Source organism: Staphylococcus sp. EG-SA-10 (assembly GCF_017151945.1).
Classification (GTDB): domain Bacteria; phylum Bacillota; class Bacilli; order Staphylococcales; family Staphylococcaceae; genus Staphylococcus; species Staphylococcus aureus.
The window spans coordinates 83,452-100,590 of the sequence record NZ_JACVZJ010000007.1 but is presented as its reverse complement, the minus strand read 5'-3'; the positions used below and the strand labels follow the sequence as shown (position 1 = coordinate 100,590).

Below are 17,139 nucleotides of genomic sequence, written 5' to 3'. Positions count from 1 at the left end.
ATAGAATGAATATAAATGATATATGAAAAGGAGCGCGTGTATGCCTGGAATTATACAAATAGACGATATGAACCAATCTCAAGCTTTAATTGGAAATAATGATGAACATTTAAAAGCAATTGAAGAGAGTTTCGATGTTGTCATCCATGCAAGAGGACAAGAAGTTGCCGTTAAAGGTACAAAAATAGAAAACGTAGAAAAAGCGGAATCAGTATTAATCAATTTGCTGAAGGTTATTGATTTAGGTAATAATATTACAATTAAAGATGTTGAAGCAGCTATTAAAATGGCACATAATAACACAATTCAACATCTGTTAGATTTATATGATGAAGAGATAACTAAAGATGCATTTGGTAAGACGATTCGTGCGAAAACGATGGGGCAACGTATATATGTTAATGCCATGAAAAATAATGATTTAGTATTTGGTATAGGTCCTGCTGGTACAGGTAAGACATTCTTAGCTGTAGTTTATGCAGCAAAGCAACTCCGTAAAGGTGCTGTTAAACGTATTGTATTAACAAGACCTGCTGTTGAAGCAGGAGAGTCACTTGGATTTTTACCAGGAGATTTGAAAGAAAAGGTGGATCCATATTTAAGACCTTTATATGATGGTCTATATACTGTTCTTGGGCGTGAACAAACAGAGCGATTTATTGAAAGAGGCATTATCGAAATAGCGCCACTTGCATATATGCGCGGACGAACATTAGAAGATGCATTTGTAATTCTTGATGAGGCGCAGAATACGACACATGCGCAAATGAAAATGTTTTTAACAAGACTAGGATTTGGCTCAAAAATGGTAGTTACTGGTGACCAAACTCAAATCGATTTACCTAAAGGTGTTAAAAGTGGACTTAAGGAAGCGGTCAGTAGGTTACACAACGTTAAAGGTATAAGTATATTGAAATTAGATCAGAGCGATGTAGTAAGACATCCATTGGTAAGTAAGATCATTGAACATTATGAAGGAGAGAATTAAATGTTTACGATAGATTTTAGCGATCACACAGGCTTAGTTAAAGATGCTTGGTATAAACAAATTGAAGATTTATTAGAATTTGCTAAAAAAGAAGAGCATATAGAAGACGATGCTGAGCTTTCTGTTACATTTGTAGATAAACAAGAAATACAAGAAATTAATCGAACATATAGAGATAAAGATAAAGTTACAGATGTAATCTCATTTGCTTTAGAAGAAGATGAGCCAGATATTGATTTTAGTGGTCTTGATATACCACGTGTTTTAGGGGATATAATTATCTGTACGGATGTAGCGCAAGAACAAGCAAACAATTATGGACATTCTTTTGAACGAGAATTAGGATTTTTAGCATTACATGGATTTTTGCATCTATTAGGTTATGATCATATGACTGAAGCGGATGAAAAGGAAATGTTTGGTCGACAAGATACAATATTAAACGCATATGGATTAACACGAGACTAATTATGAAAAGGTTTAAATATGCACTTGATGGGCTGAAAATCTTAATTCAAAAAGACTATAAATTTCTTTTACATGTGTTTGCAATGATTGTTGCTATTGTCTTTGGTCTCGTACTAAATATTAATCGGATTGAGTGGATATTTATACTCATTGCTATTGCATTAGTTCTCACTGTTGAAGCTTTAAACACTGCTATTGAATATGTTGTAGATTTAGTGACCGTTGAATATCATGATTTAGCTAAATACGCTAAAGATATAGCGGCTTTTAGTGTACTTATAGTTTCAATATTAGCATTTATCATAGGTTTAATAGTATTTTTACCACATTTTATAGCGTTATTTTAGGGAGGCATATATGAGTTATCAACCTCATTATTTTCAAGAAGTTAGAAAAGCACAACAAGAATCATATTCGCCATACAGTCATTTTAAAGTAGGGGCTTATTTAAAAACGAAAGACGGTAGAACTTTTTATGGTACCAATGTAGAAAATGCTTCTTATCCATTATCGATATGTGCTGAACGAGCTAGTTTGGTATCGGCAATTTCTCAAGGATACAGACCAGGTGATTTTGAATCAATAACTGTAACCGTAGATGCAGATAAACCGTCATCACCTTGTGGTGCATGTCGTCAAGTTTTGAAGGAATTATGTGATGATGATATGCCTGTGTATATGACAAATCATAAAGGAGATATGGTTATGATGACAGTCGCAGAGTTACTACCATTTGGATTTTCAGGAAAGGATTTAGAATAAATGACAGAACATAAATCAGGATTTGTTTCAATTATAGGTAGACCAAATGTAGGGAAGTCAACATTTGTTAATAGAGTGATTGGCCATAAAATAGCAATCATGTCCGATAAAGCTCAAACAACTAGAAATAAAATTCAAGGTGTAATGACAAGAGATGATGCGCAAATTATATTCATTGATACGCCAGGTATTCATAAACCTAAACACAAATTAGGTGACTATATGATGAAAGTCGCTAAAAATACATTATCTGAGATAGATGCAATCATGTTTATGGTTAATGCCAATGAGGAAATTGGACGAGGCGATGAATATATTATAGAAATGTTGAAAAATGTTAAGACACCAGTATTTTTAGTATTAAATAAAATAGATTTAGTGCATCCAGATGAATTAATGCCAAAGATTGAAGAATATCAAAGTTATATGGACTTTACAGAGATTGTACCTATTTCAGCATTAGAAGGGCTAAATGTAGATCATTTTATCGATGTATTAAAGACGTATTTACCCGAAGGACCTAAATATTATCCAGATAATCAAATTTCAGACCATCCTGAACAATTTGTAGTGGGTGAAATCATTCGTGAAAAAATCCTTCATCTTACAAGTGAAGAAATCCCTCATGCGATTGGTGTTAATGTGGACCGTATGGTTAAAGAAAGCGAAGATCGTGTTCATATCGAAGCAACTATATATGTTGAAAGAGATTCGCAAAAAGGAATTGTCATTGGAAAAGGCGGTAAAAAGTTAAAAGAAGTAGGAAAACGTGCGAGACGTGATATAGAAATGCTTCTAGGCTCTAAAGTTTACTTAGAATTATGGGTCAAAGTTCAAAGAGACTGGCGAAACAAAGTTAACTTTATTCGCCAAATTGGTTATGTTGAAGACCAAGATTAATCTTAAAAGTGGTGAAGATAATTGTTAATGCGCCAAAAAGGGATTATCATCAAAGCAGTTGATTATGGTGAATCTGATAAAATTATCACGATTTTAAATGAGCATGGTGCAAAAGTACCACTTATGGCAAGGCGTGCTAAAAAAGTTAAGACGGGTTTACAAGCGCAAACGCAATTGTTTGTTTATGGTTTGTTTATTTACAATCAGTGGCGAGGTATGGGAACGTTAAATTCTGTAGATGTTATTAGTCAACATTATAAATTACAAATGGACCTTTACGTAAGCAGTTATGCATCTCTGGCAGCTGAAACTATTGAGCGCTCAATGGATGAAGGTGACATTGCACCATATAACTATCAATTATTACAATTTGTTCTTGAAAAAATAGAATCAGGTACATCTGCACAGTTAATGTCAGTCGTTGTTATGTTAAAGTGTATGAAACGATTTGGTTTTACCGCATCATTTAATCGCTGTGCTGTGAGTGGTAATGACACACAAGCTGATTTAATAGGTTATAGTTTTAAGTTTGACGGTGCGATTTCAAGGCAAGAGGCTTCTAAAGATGTACATGCAGTTATATTATCGAATAAAACACTATATTTATTAGATGTATTACAAAAATTACCAATAGATAAAATGAATTCATTGAATATCCATCAAGAAATTATTGATGAAATGTCAGAAATCATTTTAATGTTATATCGTGAATATGCAGGTATGTTTTTTAAAAGTCAGAAACTAATCAACCAATTAAAAAGATTGGAACAATAACATAAAATAATAAAAGATATTCAAGTAGCCACATAGATGGGTTTATTTGAATACCTTTTTCGAATAGAAAAGAGATACTGGCAATTTTACTAACCAGTATCTCTTTTTATAAATTATATAGCCACCACATATGGTGGAGAGTCTTTTTAATTAGAATTTTGTTTTTTCAGTTAAGAAAGCTTCTAACTCTGAGATTGGCATACGAACTTGTTCCATTGAATCTCTGTCACGTACTGTAACTTGATTATCTTCTAATGAATCAAAGTCGAATGTTACACAATAAGGTGTACCGATTTCATCTTGACGACGGTATCTCTTACCGATAGATTGTGATTCATCGAAATCGATTGAGAATTTAGAACTTAATTGCTCAAAAATCTTAATCGCTTCGCCAGATAATTTCTTACTTAAAGGTAAAATCGCTGCTTTATATGGTGCTAATGCAGGATGGAAGTGTAAAACTGTACGTGCATCTTTACTACCTTCAACGCCTTCTTCATCATATGCATCACATAAGAAAGCTAATGTTACACGATCTGCACCAAGTGATGGCTCGATACAATATGGAATATATTTTTCGTTCGTTTCTGGATCATGGTATCTGAAATCTTCACCAGAGTGTTCAGCATGTTTACGTAAGTCGAAGTCTGTACGACTTGCGATACCCCATAACTCACCCCAACCAAATGGGAATTTATATTCAATATCAGTTGTTGCATTTGAGTAATGAGATAATTCATCTTCATCATGATCACGTAAACGCATATTTTCACTGCTCATATTTAAGCTTGTTAACCAGTCACTTGCAAAAGTTTTCCAATAATTTTGCCATTCGATTTCTTCACCAGGTTTACAGAAGAATTCAAGTTCCATTTGTTCAAATTCTCTTGTTCTGAAAATGAAGTTACCTGGTGTGATTTCATTACGGAATGATTTACCAATTTGACCAATACCAAATGGTAATTTTTTACGCATTGAACGTTGCACGTTTTTATAGTTTACAAAAATACCTTGAGCTGTTTCAGGACGTAAGAAAATTTCATTTGTAGAATCTTCAGTTACACCTTGGAATGTTTTAAACATTAAATTGAATTGGCGAATTTCAGTCCAGTTAGCAGTTTTACTTACAGGACAAACAATACCTTCATCGTCAATAATTTTTTTCATTTGTTCAAAACTTAAACCATCGGCAATGAAGTTTTCATCACCTTTAACATCTTGCATATAATCTTCAATTAATTTATCAGCGCGATATCGAATTTTACTATCTTTATTATCAATCATTGGGTCGTTGAAGTTGTTTAAGTGTCCTGAAGCTTCCCATACTTTTGGATTCATTAAGATTGCAGCATCGATACCAACGTTAAACGGTGATTGTGTAATGAATTTTTGCCACCAAGCTTTTTTAACATTATTCTTTAATTCAACACCTAAAGGACCATAATCCCATGTGTTTGATAAACCACCGTAAATATCACTACCAGGGAACACAAAACCTCTGTGTTTTGCTAATGAAACAATTGTATCCATATCTTTTGCCATAATTACCTCTCCTCATACATGAAAACGCCCCATGGAAAATAACAGCATAGTAAATATGCTTTACTTCCATGGGACGAGTTAATATTTTAAATTGTATATAATACAAAATAAGTTACGTATTTAACCCGCGGTTCCACCCAAATTAGTGTAGTCACTCGCTTTTATTTTAAAATGATTCGTTGCGCCAATCTTATTGTTAAGCTTACACTATCCTTAACTCGCTGTACGTTTATTCTAATTGATAGATTATTTAAAGGCAAGTAAAATTAATGTGTTTGTGACATGAAAGAAATATCGGTATAATAATAAGTGAATAAAAAAGGGGTGAAGACCTATAGAACTCAGTCAAAGACAAGAACGAATCATCGAAATTGTTAAAACTCAAGGACCCATTACTGGTGAACAAATAGCAGATAAGTTGAATTTAACAAGAGCAACGCTTAGACCAGATTTAGCGATATTAACAATGTCAGGTTTTTTAGAAGCGCGTCCCCGAGTTGGATATTATTATTCAGGTAAATCAAAAGGTAAATTTTTTAATGAAAAACTTCGACAATTTGAGGTTAAGGACTATATGTCTCAACCTGTTGTGCTAAGAGAGAATACAACAGTTTATGACGCTATTTGTACAATTTTTTTAGAAGATGTAAGTACATTATTTATTATTAATGAAGATAACGATTTTGTTGGTGTGTGTTCAAGAAAAGATTTATTAAGAGCTTCAATGATTGGAGCAGATATTCATACAGTACCTATCAGTGTAAATATGACACGTATGCCTAATGTCACTTATTTAGAGGAAAGCGAATTAGTCATATACGCAGCAGATAGAATGATTGAAAAAGAAATTGATTCGATTCCAATTGTAAGAAAAAAAGATAATCAAAAGTATGAAGTAATTGGAAGAATTTCCAAAACAACAATAGCTAAGTTATTAGTAGCATTATATAAAGAATAGGTGAGAAGTAATGGAAAAAATTAAAATTATCGTAGCCTCAGATTCTATAGGTGAAACGGCAGAGTTAGTTGCAAGGGCAGGTATTTCACAATTTAATCCTAAGCAATGTAAAAATGAATTATTAAGATATCCATATATTGAATCTTTTGAAGATGTTGATGAAGTGATTCAAGTTGCAAAAGATACAAATGCTATCATTGTTTATACACTTATTAAACCTGAAATGAAGCAATATATGAGTGAGAAAGTAGCAGAATTCCAATTGAAGTCCGTCGATATTATGGGGCCATTAATGGATTTATTATCAGCATCGGTTGAAGAAAAACCTTATAATGAGCCAGGTATCGTCCATAGATTAGATGATGCATATTTCAAGAAAATTGATGCGATAGAGTTTGCAGTTAAATATGATGATGGTAAAGATCCTAAAGGATTACCTAAAGCTGATATTGTTTTACTTGGTATTTCGAGAACTTCAAAGACACCATTATCCCAGTATTTAGCGCATAAAAGTTACAAAGTTATGAATGTACCGATTGTACCAGAAGTGACACCGCCAGATGGCTTATATGATATTGATCCAAAGAAATGTATCGCACTTAAAATAAGTGAAGAAAAATTAAATCGCATTAGAAAAGAGCGACTAAAACAATTAGGACTAGGTGACACAGCTCGATATGCAACAGAAGCACGGATTCAAGAAGAATTGAATTACTTTGAAGAAATCGTAAGTGAAATTGGATGTCCTGTCATTGATGTTTCTCAAAAAGCAATCGAAGAAACAGCGAACGATATAATCCATTATATTGAACAAAATAAATCGAAATGATTTCATTTTTGTCAAAAATTAGGTATAATAGTATAACTAATGCTTAATAGGTGATTTAATTTGCGAATAGATCAATCGATCATTAATGAAATAAAAGATAAAACCGACATTTTAGACTTGGTAAGTGAATATGTAAAATTAGAAAAGAGAGGACGCAATTATATAGGTTTGTGTCCTTTTCATGATGAAAAGACACCTTCATTTACAGTTTCTGAAGATAAACAAATCTGTCATTGTTTTGGTTGTAAAAAAGGTGGCAATGTTTTTCAATTTACTCAAGAAATTAAAGACATATCATTTGTTGAAGCGGTTAAAGAATTAGGTGATAGAGTTAATGTTGCTGTAGATATTGAGACAACACAATCTAACTCAAATGTTCAAATTGCTTCTGATGATTTACAAATGATTGAAATGCATGAGTTAATACAAGAATTTTATTATTACGCTTTAACAAAGACAGTCGAAGGCGAACAAGCATTAACATACTTACAAGAACGTGGTTTTACAGATGCGCTTATTAAAGAGCGAGGCATTGGCTTTGCACCCGATAGCTCACATTTTTGTCATGATTTTCTTCAAAAAAAGGGTTACGATATTGAATTAGCATATGAAGCCGGATTATTATCACGTAACGAAGAAAACTTCAGTTATTACGATAGATTTCGAAATCGTATTATGTTTCCTTTGAAAAATGCGCAAGGAAGAATTGTTGGATATTCAGGTCGAACATATACCAGTCAAGAACCAAAATACCTAAATAGTCCTGAAACACCTATCTTTCAAAAAAGAAAGTTGTTATATAACTTAGATAAAGCACGTAAATCAATTAGAAAATTAGATGAAATTGTATTACTAGAAGGTTTTATGGATGTTATAAAATCTGATACTGCTGGCTTGAAAAATGTTGTTGCAACAATGGGTACACAGTTGTCAGATGAACATATTACCTTTATACGAAAGTTAACATCAAATATAACATTAATGTTTGATGGGGATTTTGCGGGTAGTGAAGCAACACTTAAAACAGGTCAACATTTGTTACAGCAAGGGCTAAATGTATTTGTTATACAATTGCCATCTGGCATGGATCCTGATGAATACATTGGTAAGTATGGCAACGACGCATTTACTACTTTTGTAAAAAATGATAAAAAGTCATTTGCACATTATAAAGTGAGTATATTAAAAGATGAAATTGCACATAATGACCTTTCATATGAACGTTATTTGAAAGAACTGAGTCATGACATTTCACTTATGAAGTCATCAATTCTACAACAAAAGGCTATAAATGATGTTGCGCCATTTTTCAATGTTAGTCCTGAGCAGTTAGCTAACGAAATACAATTCAATCAAGCACCAGCCAATTATTATCCAGAAGATGAGTATGGCGGTTACATTGAACCTGAGCCAATTGGTATGGCACAATTTGACAATTTGAGCCGTCAAGAAAAAGCGGAGCGAGCATTTTTAAAACATTTAATGAGAGATAAAGATACATTTTTAAATTATTATGAAAGTGTTGATAAGGATAACTTCACAAATCAGCATTTTAAATATGTATTCGAAGTCTTACATGATTTTTATGCGGAAAATGATCAATATAATATCAGTGATGCTGTGCAGTATGTTAATTCAAATGAGTTGAGAGAAACACTAATTAGCTTAGAACAATATAGTTTGAATGATGAACCATATGAAAATGAAATTGATGATTATGTCAATGTTATTAATGAAAACGGACAAGAAACAATTGAGTCATTGAATCATAAATTAAGGGAAGCAACAAGGATTGGCGATGTAGAATTACAGAAATACTATTTACAGCAAATTGTTGCTAAAAATAAGGAACGTATGTAGCATGTGATTTTAAAGAATAATACGAATAATGATTATGTCAAAATGTATAAGGGTAAATGAAAGTTACCGCATTTAAACAACACTATTGAAAAATAAATATTGGGATTAGTTCCTATTTGTAAAATAAAATTAAAAATATGGATGAATTAATTAAGAATTTAGTTTAAAATAGCAATATTGAATAAATTTCGAATGTTCATATTTAAAATCGGGAGGCCGTTTCATGTCTGATAACACAGTTAAAATTAAAAAACAAACAATTGATCCGACATTAACATTAGAAGATGTTAAGAAGCAATTAATTGAAAAAGGTAAAAAAGAGGGTCATTTAAGTCATGAAGAAATTGCTGAAAAACTTCAGAATTTCGATATCGACTCTGATCAAATGGATGATTTCTTTGATCAATTAAATGATAATGATATTTCACTAGTTAATGAAAAAGATAGTTCAGATACTGACGAGAAACTGAATCCAAGTGATCTTAGTGCCCCTCCAGGTGTTAAAATAAATGACCCAGTTCGTATGTACCTTAAAGAAATTGGGCGTGTTAACTTATTAAGTGCACAAGAAGAAATCGAATTAGCCAAACGTATTGAACAAGGTGATGAAGTAGCAAAATCAAGACTTGCAGAAGCGAACTTACGTTTAGTTGTAAGTATTGCTAAAAGATACGTAGGTCGTGGTATGTTATTCCTTGATTTAATCCAAGAAGGTAATATGGGTCTTATTAAAGCTGTTGAAAAATTTGACTTTAACAAAGGATTTAAGTTTTCAACATATGCAACATGGTGGATTAGACAAGCAATCACTCGTGCAATTGCTGACCAAGCACGTACGATTCGTATCCCTGTGCATATGGTAGAAACAATTAATAAATTAATTCGTGTTCAACGTCAATTATTACAGGACTTAGGTCGAGATCCAGCACCAGAAGAAATTGGTGAAGAAATGGATTTACCAGCAGAAAAAGTTCGTGAAATTTTAAAAATTGCGCAAGAACCTGTTTCATTAGAAACACCAATTGGTGAAGAAGATGATAGTCATTTAGGAGACTTTATTGAGGATCAGGAAGCACAAAGTCCTTCAGATCATGCTGCTTATGAATTATTAAAAGAGCAATTAGAAGATGTGCTTGATACATTAACTGATAGAGAAGAAAATGTATTACGATTAAGATTTGGTCTTGATGACGGCAGAACAAGAACACTTGAAGAAGTTGGTAAAGTTTTCGGTGTTACACGTGAACGTATTCGACAAATCGAAGCAAAAGCACTTAGAAAATTAAGACATCCAAGTCGTAGTAAACGTTTGAAAGACTTTATGGATTAATTTATATCAATTTTAATGATTGATACCAAGACATGAATAAGCGCTTATTTATTTTTAGATTAAGATTTAACTTGAGTGAGGTTGGTACATTGAATAATGTTCAACCTCTTTTTTCATAAAGGAGAATAAAATGATTTCGTTAAATAACCGATTAACGACGGTAAGTCGATTTTTAAAACAAGGTACAATCGCGGATATTGGCTCAGATCATGCTTATTTGCCAATCTATGCAATTCAAAACCATTTATGCGATTACGGTATTGCAGGAGAAGTTATTCAAGGCCCTTTTCAAGCTGCTGTGAAAAATGTAGCTGCAAATCAATTAGTAGAAAGAATTGATGTACGTTTAGGGGATGGCTTAAGTGTTATTCATCCTGAGGACGTAATCGATAATATCACAATTTGTGGTATGGGCGGACCACTTATTGCTAAAATTTTAAAAGATGGGCAAGATAAGTTAAGTCAACATCCAAGGTTGATTTTACAAAGTAATATCCAAACTGAAAATTTAAGACAAACATTACAACAATTGAATTATGAAATAATTGATGAAATAATAATGGAAGAAAAAGGCCATATTTATGAAATTGTTGTAGCAGAATATTCTATGCAATTAATAGAGCTATCATCTGATGAATTGAAATTCGGACCAAAATTGCTGAACAACAAAAATGAATATTTTATAAAAAAATGGCAAAGAGAGTTAGAAGCACTTTATCATATTAAATCGAAACTCAATACTGAACAACATCATCAACGTTTAGCTCAAATTAATGACGAAATTGCTGTAATTGAAAGGGTGTTATAGTAATGAAAATAGCTGATTTAATGACATTGTTAGATCATCATGTGCCATTTAGTACTGCTGAATCTTGGGATAATGTAGGATTGTTAATAGGTGATGAAGATGTTGAAGTTACTGGTGTTTTAACAGCATTAGACTGTACGTTGGAAGTAGTAAATGAAGCAATCGAAAAAGGTTATAATACTATTATTAGTCATCATCCTCTAATCTTTAAAGGTGTAACATCATTAAAAGCTAATGGTTATGGTTTAATTATTAGAAAACTAATTCAACATGACATTAATTTAATAGCGATGCATACAAATTTAGATGTAAATCCTCATGGTGTCAATATGATGTTGGCGAAGGCGATGGGATTGAAGAACATTTCAATAATAAATAATCAACAAGATGTATACTATAAAGTTCAAACATATATACCTAAGGATAATGTTGGACCATTTAAAGATAAGCTTAGTGAAAATGGATTAGCACAAGAAGGTAATTATGAATATTGTTTCTTTGAAAGTGAAGGAAGAGGGCAATTCAAACCAGTTGGTGAAGCTAATCCAACAATAGGACAAATTGATAAAATTGAATATGTAGATGAAGTTAAAATTGAATTTATGATAGATGCATGTCAAAAGCCAAGGGCTGAGCAATTAATTAAACAATACCATCCATATGAAACACCGGTATTTGATTTTATTGAGATAAAACAAACATCCCTTTATGGACTTGGCGTTATGGCAGAAGTGGATAATCAAATGACATTGGAAGATTTCGCAGCTGATATTAAATCTAAATTAAATATCCCAAGTGTCCGTTTTGTTGGTGAGTCTAATCAGAAAATTAAACGTATTGCAATTATTGGTGGTTCAGGTATTGGATATGAATATCAAGCTGTTCAACAAGGCGCAGATGTCTTTGTTACAGGTGATATTAAACATCATGATGCCTTAGATGCTAAAATTCATGGTGTGAACTTAATTGATATTAATCATTACAGCGAATATGTGATGAAAGAAGGTTTAAAAACGTTACTAATGAATTGGTTCAATACAGAAAAAATAAATATAGATGTTGAAGCATCTACAATTAATACAGATCCATTTCAATATATTTAAACTAAAATCTCGGGATTTCTAAATTTTGAAATTTCGAGGTTTTAATATTTTTATTTAAAATAGCACATTTATACTTTATAATAGTAAAGATGAACATATAAGGAGGCCAAATCATGGCAAAACATCCATTCGAACAATTTAATCTAGAATCTAGTTTAATTGACGCTGTGAAAGACCTTAATTTTGAAAAACCAACTGAAATTCAGAATCGAATTATTCCAAGAATACTAAAGAGAACAAATTTAATTGGTCAATCTCAAACGGGTACAGGGAAATCTCATGCATTTTTATTACCATTAATGCAGTTAATTGATAGTGAAATAAAAGAACCACAAGCAATCGTAGTTGCACCAACAAGAGAACTTGCACAACAACTATACGATGCAGCGAACCATTTAAGCCAATTTAAAGCTGGTGTTTCAGTTAAAGTTTTTATTGGTGGTACAGATATAGAGAAAGATAGACAACGTTGTAATGCACAACCACAATTGATTATAGGTACCCCTACTAGAATTAATGACTTAGCTAAAACGGGACATTTACATGTGCACTTAGCATCATATTTAGTTATTGATGAAGCGGATCTTATGATTGACTTAGGATTAATTGAAGATGTAGATTACATTGCTGCAAGATTGGAAGATAATGCAAATATTGCGGTGTTTAGTGCTACAATTCCACAACAGTTACAACCATTTTTAAATAAATATTTAAGTCATCCAGAATATGTAGCTGTCGACAGTAAAAAACAAAATAAAAAGAACATCGAATTCTTTTTAATACCTACTAAAGGTGCAGCTAAAGTTGAAAAGACTTTAAATTTAATTGATATACTAAATCCATACTTATGTATTATTTTCTGTAATAGTAGAGATAATGCAAATGATTTAGCACGTTCACTAAATGAAGCTGGTATTAAAGTTGGTATGATTCATGGTGGTTTAACGCCACGTGAACGTAAACAACAAATGAAACGTATACGTAATTTAGAATTCCAATACGTTATAGCCAGCGATTTAGCATCTCGTGGTATTGATATTGAAGGTGTTAGTCATGTCATCAATTTTGATGTGCCAAATGATATTGACTTCTTTACACATAGAGTCGGCCGAACTGGCCGTGGGAATTATAAAGGTGTAGCAATTACGCTTTATAGTCCTGATGAAGAACACAATATTTCATTAATAGAAGATCGCGGTTTTGTTTTCAATACTGTTGATATTAAAGATGGTGAGTTAAAAGAAGTTAAAGCGCACAATCAGCGTCAAGCAAGAATGCGCAAAGATGACCATTTAACTAATCAAGTGAAGAACAAAGTTCGAAGTAAAATTAAAAACAAAGTTAAACCAGGTTATAAGAAGAAATTTAAACAAGAAGTTGAAAAAATGAAACGTCAAGAGCGTAAACAATTTAGTAAGCAGCAAAATAGACAAAAACGTAAGCAAAACAAAAAAGGTTAGGTGTGTTTTATGTTATTAGGATCACATGTTTCAATGAGTGGTAAAAAGATGTTAGAAGGTTCTGCTATAGAAGCGCATGAATATGGTGAAACAACATTTATGATTTATACTGGTGCACCTCAAAACACGCGCCGTAAAAGTATTGAAGATTTAAATATAACTAAAGGTCATGAAGTGATGGAAAAATATGGCTTATCTAATATTGTTGTTCATGCACCATACATCATTAATATTGCAAATACAACCAAACCAGAAACGTTTAATCTTGGTGTAGATTTCTTGCAACAAGAAATTGAAAGAACGCAAGCTATAGGCGCTAAAGATATTGTATTACATCCAGGTGCGCATGTTGGAGCAGGTGTTGATGCCGGAATTAATAAGATTATTGAAGGATTAAATGAAGTTTTAACGAATGACAATAATGTACGTATTGCGCTTGAAACGATGGCAGGTAAAGGTACAGAGATTGGTCGCTCGTTTGAAGAGTTAGCACGTATTATTGATGGAGTTCATAATAACGAACGTTTATCAGTATGTTTTGATACATGTCATACGCATGATGCTGGATATAATGTGAAAGAGGATTTTGATGGCGTATTAAATGAATTTGATAAAATCATTGGAGTCGACAGAATTAAAGTTGTTCATGTCAATGATTCTAAAAATGACCGTGGCGCTCAAAAAGACCGACATGAAAATATTGGCTTCGGTTACATTGGTTTTGATGCATTAAATTACATTGTGCATCATAATAGTTTTAAAGATATTCCGAAAATCTTAGAAACACCTTATGTTGGTGAAGATAAGAAAAATAAAAAACCGCCATATAAACTTGAAATTGAAATGTTAAAACAACAGCAATTCGACCCAGATTTAAAAAATAAGGTTATGCAACAATAAAATGATAATGCTCTCTTCAAGAAATGCGATAAATAAAACTTGAAGAGGGCATATCTCTTTATTTTGTCTAATTTTGAGTCGTAAACATTACTGTTTACATATGTTACTAGGAGTTGTATAGTTGAATGCGAGGTGAGAATACGATGACACCAGTCTTTGAATTGAAAAATGTCAATTACTACTATGATCATAAAAAAGTGTTAGAAAATATAAACATTAAAATAAATAAAGGTGAATTTTTAGCAATTGTTGGACCAAATGGTGCTGGTAAATCAACATTATTGAAGTTGATTCTAGGATTATTACCTTTACAAAGTGGTGAGATTTTTGTTGAAGGTATTGATTTTAAAAATAAGAAAACATCAATTAAATTAAGCTATGTATCACAAAAAGCAAATGCCTTTAATTCAGGTTTCCCAGCAAGTGTTAAAGAAGTTGTTTTAAGCGGATTAACAAAGACAAAACGTCTTTTCCAAACATTTAATAGCAAAGATAATGAAAAAGTGATTAAAGTACTAGAAAGACTGAATATAAGTGATTTAATTCATAAAAATATAGCAGAATTATCAGGTGGTCAACAACAACGTGTAATGATTGCTAGAGCATTGATTTCAGAACCTGCAGTATTAGTACTTGATGAACCAACGAATGGTATTGATGCAAAACATGTAAGTGAATTTTATAATACTTTAGATCAATTAAAACAAGAAGGTATCACTATTATCTTAGTTACTCATGATATTGGTGTTGTAGCAGATACTGCTACTGAAGTAGCATGTTTAAATAAGCATTTGCATTTCCATGGTACAACTGATGAGTTTAAATCACTTGATGAAGTTGAAATTTCAAAAATTTATGGACATCCTGTACGTTTTGTCGATCATCAGCATAATCGAGAATGTTGTAATTAATAAAGATTTGAGTTTATTTAAAATGGAAAGGCGTGTCACAATTGATAGATGCATTATTGAATTTTGATTTTATGAGGTACTCTTTAATTAGTGGTATCTTGATAGGTTTTATTGCGCCTCTAATCGGTGCTTTTATCGTTGTTAGACGACTATCACTTATAGCTGATGCTCTAAGTCATGTAACTTTAGGTGGTATATCCTTCGGTATGTTTTTACTTACTATTATGCCAACACTAGTATTTATTAATCCAATGTGGTTTGGAATCTTATTCGCAATAGTAGGTGCGCTTCTAATTGAAAAATTAAGAACGTCATACACTGCTTACCAAGAAATTGCTATTCCAATTATAATGAGTGCTGGTATCGCCTTGAGTGCAATCTTCATTTCATTAGCTGATGGGTTCAATCAAGAAATTGTTGGATTGCTATTTGGCTCAATAAGCGCAGTGAATATAAGTGATTTAACAACGATTATTGTCATTGCCATCATAGTTGTTCTGTTTATTACATTGTTTTATAAAGAATTATTTATATTGTCATTTGATGAGGAATATAGTAAAGTCATTGGCATTCCTAAATGGATTCAATTTTTATTTATTGTTATTGTAGCGATGGTTATTTCTGCCTCAATGCGTGTTGTAGGGATCCTGTTAGTAAGTGCGTTAATCACGTTACCAATTGCAATAAGTATGCGAATAACAAAAAGTTTTAAGCAATTGATATTACTAAGTGTATTTTTAGGTGAATTATCAGTAATATTAGGCTTAGTCCTAGCTTTCTATATGGACATTTCTCCGGGTGGTGTAATTGTAGTTCTACTAGTTATTTTACTTATGATTACAATGGCTTATCAGAAAATGCGAATGAAGTTTAAAAAGGGAGCTAATATCAATGAATACAAATGATGCTATTAAAATTTTAAAAGAGAACGGATTAAAATATACAGATAAACGTAAAGATATGTTAGATATTTTTGTCGAAGAAGATAAGTATATAAACGCAAAGTATATACAACAAGTTATGGATGAAAATTATCCTGGAATTTCATTCGACACAATATATAGAAACCTGCACTTATTTAAAGATTTAGGGATTATTGAAAATACAGAACTTGATGGTGAAATGAAGTTTAGAATCGCTTGTACAAACCATCATCATCATCATTTTATCTGTGAAAAGTGTGGAGATACAAAGGTAATAGATTATTGTCCAATAGATCAGATAAAATTATCACTACCTGGTGTTAATATTCACAAACACAAACTTGAAGTTTATGGTGTATGTGAGTCTTGCCAAGATTAATATAAAGAAATGAGATTTATGCACATTTGGTCAGATGTATGCATAAATCTCATTTTTTAAATTATAGAAGATAAAGGTTCATTTCATACTCCGTTCGTATGATTTTATGGCAAATCTGTTAACTTTTTATTTACAAAATGTTTAATTATTTTTGATTTGAGTTATATTAAATGAGTAGAGAAAATAATAAGTAGTAGAATTTAAGCAAATTCTTTGTTGAACCAGTCACTGCTTGTTATTATTT

General features: G+C 31.9%; 18 protein-coding genes. 17 read left to right on the top strand and 1 reads right to left on the bottom strand.

What is annotated here, in order from left to right; all coding sequences use genetic code 11:
* The first annotated feature begins 40 nt into the window (after window positions 1-40).
* Genes IDG45_RS07730 through recO form a run of 6 tightly spaced genes read left to right on the top strand, consistent with a single transcriptional unit; the run spans window position 41 to window position 3,892 of the window.
* Window positions 41-988, top strand: a complete 948-nt coding sequence (locus IDG45_RS07730; protein ID WP_001117767.1) for a PhoH family protein — start codon at window positions 41-43, stop codon at window positions 986-988.
* The gene (gene ybeY / locus IDG45_RS07725) at window positions 989-1,456 is read left to right on the top strand and encodes an rRNA maturation RNase YbeY (RefSeq protein ID WP_000494130.1); all 468 of its coding nucleotides are present in this window, start codon (window positions 989-991) and stop codon (window positions 1,454-1,456) included.
* Between the two features lie 2 nt (window positions 1,457-1,458).
* The gene (locus tag IDG45_RS07720) at window positions 1,459-1,803 is read left to right on the top strand and encodes a diacylglycerol kinase family protein (RefSeq protein WP_000819532.1); all 345 of its coding nucleotides are present in this window, start codon (window positions 1,459-1,461) and stop codon (window positions 1,801-1,803) included.
* Window positions 1,804-1,813: 10 nt separating this feature from the next.
* On the top strand, window positions 1,814-2,218 hold the full coding sequence (gene cdd / locus IDG45_RS07715; protein WP_000121871.1) for a cytidine deaminase: 405 nt from the start codon (window positions 1,814-1,816) through the stop codon (window positions 2,216-2,218).
* A complete protein-coding gene (gene era, locus IDG45_RS07710; protein WP_111063759.1) occupies window positions 2,219-3,118 on the top strand; it encodes a GTPase Era in 900 nt (299 codons plus the stop codon). It abuts the gene before it with no gap.
* A 27-nt stretch (window positions 3,119-3,145) separates the two neighbouring features.
* A complete protein-coding gene (gene recO / locus IDG45_RS07705) occupies window positions 3,146-3,892 on the top strand; it encodes a DNA repair protein RecO (RefSeq protein WP_014532636.1) in 747 nt (248 codons plus the stop codon).
* 150 nt (window positions 3,893-4,042) lie between these two features.
* Here the strand turns inward: recO and IDG45_RS07700 are convergent, their stop codons facing one another.
* Window positions 4,043-5,434 (bottom strand): glycine--tRNA ligase, encoded by a 1,392-nt coding sequence (locus IDG45_RS07700; RefSeq protein WP_001030080.1) that lies wholly within the window; start codon window positions 5,432-5,434, stop codon window positions 4,043-4,045.
* Between the two features lie 334 nt (window positions 5,435-5,768).
* Here IDG45_RS07700 and ccpN point away from each other — a divergent pair, with 334 nt between their 5' ends.
* From ccpN to IDG45_RS07645, 11 genes are all read left to right on the top strand, one after another.
* Window positions 5,769-6,392 carry a transcriptional regulator CcpN gene (ccpN, locus tag IDG45_RS07695; RefSeq protein ID WP_001794939.1) on the top strand — a complete coding sequence of 208 codons (624 nt, stop codon included), beginning with the start codon at window positions 5,769-5,771 and terminating at the stop codon, window positions 6,390-6,392.
* A 10-nt stretch (window positions 6,393-6,402) separates the two neighbouring features.
* Entirely contained in the window at window positions 6,403-7,221 is an 819-nt protein-coding gene (locus IDG45_RS07690; protein ID WP_000411298.1) for a pyruvate, water dikinase regulatory protein, read from the top strand.
* 60 nt (window positions 7,222-7,281) lie between these two features.
* Window positions 7,282-9,081: a DNA primase gene (gene dnaG, locus IDG45_RS07685; RefSeq protein ID WP_001217266.1), complete on the top strand. Its 1,800-nt coding sequence runs from the start codon at window positions 7,282-7,284 to the stop codon at window positions 9,079-9,081.
* Window positions 9,082-9,304: 223 nt separating this feature from the next.
* Entirely contained in the window at window positions 9,305-10,411 is a 1,107-nt protein-coding gene (rpoD, locus tag IDG45_RS07680; RefSeq protein WP_001283055.1) for an RNA polymerase sigma factor RpoD, read from the top strand.
* A 130-nt stretch (window positions 10,412-10,541) separates the two neighbouring features.
* Entirely contained in the window at window positions 10,542-11,219 is a 678-nt protein-coding gene (locus IDG45_RS07675; RefSeq protein ID WP_000624574.1) for a TrmK family tRNA methyltransferase, read from the top strand.
* Window positions 11,220-11,221: 2 nt separating this feature from the next.
* The gene (locus IDG45_RS07670) at window positions 11,222-12,322 is read left to right on the top strand and encodes a Nif3-like dinuclear metal center hexameric protein (protein WP_000683926.1); all 1,101 of its coding nucleotides are present in this window, start codon (window positions 11,222-11,224) and stop codon (window positions 12,320-12,322) included.
* A 113-nt stretch (window positions 12,323-12,435) separates the two neighbouring features.
* Window positions 12,436-13,782 carry a DEAD/DEAH box helicase gene (locus IDG45_RS07665; protein WP_001062177.1) on the top strand — a complete coding sequence of 449 codons (1,347 nt, stop codon included), beginning with the start codon at window positions 12,436-12,438 and terminating at the stop codon, window positions 13,780-13,782.
* Between the two features lie 9 nt (window positions 13,783-13,791).
* A complete protein-coding gene (locus tag IDG45_RS07660; RefSeq protein ID WP_000924216.1) occupies window positions 13,792-14,682 on the top strand; it encodes a deoxyribonuclease IV in 891 nt (296 codons plus the stop codon).
* Window positions 14,683-14,807: 125 nt separating this feature from the next.
* Window positions 14,808-15,593, top strand: coding sequence for a metal ABC transporter ATP-binding protein (locus tag IDG45_RS07655; RefSeq protein ID WP_001213908.1), 786 nt, complete (start codon window positions 14,808-14,810; stop codon window positions 15,591-15,593).
* A 41-nt stretch (window positions 15,594-15,634) separates the two neighbouring features.
* Complete coding sequence (locus IDG45_RS07650) at window positions 15,635-16,498, top strand: metal ABC transporter permease (RefSeq protein ID WP_000564316.1); 864 nt, start codon at window positions 15,635-15,637, stop codon at window positions 16,496-16,498.
* Complete coding sequence (locus IDG45_RS07645; protein WP_001095260.1) at window positions 16,485-16,895, top strand: Fur family transcriptional regulator; 411 nt, start codon at window positions 16,485-16,487, stop codon at window positions 16,893-16,895. The genes IDG45_RS07650 and IDG45_RS07645 overlap by 14 nt, the downstream gene beginning before the upstream one ends.
* The last annotated feature ends 244 nt before the right edge of the window (window positions 16,896-17,139 follow it).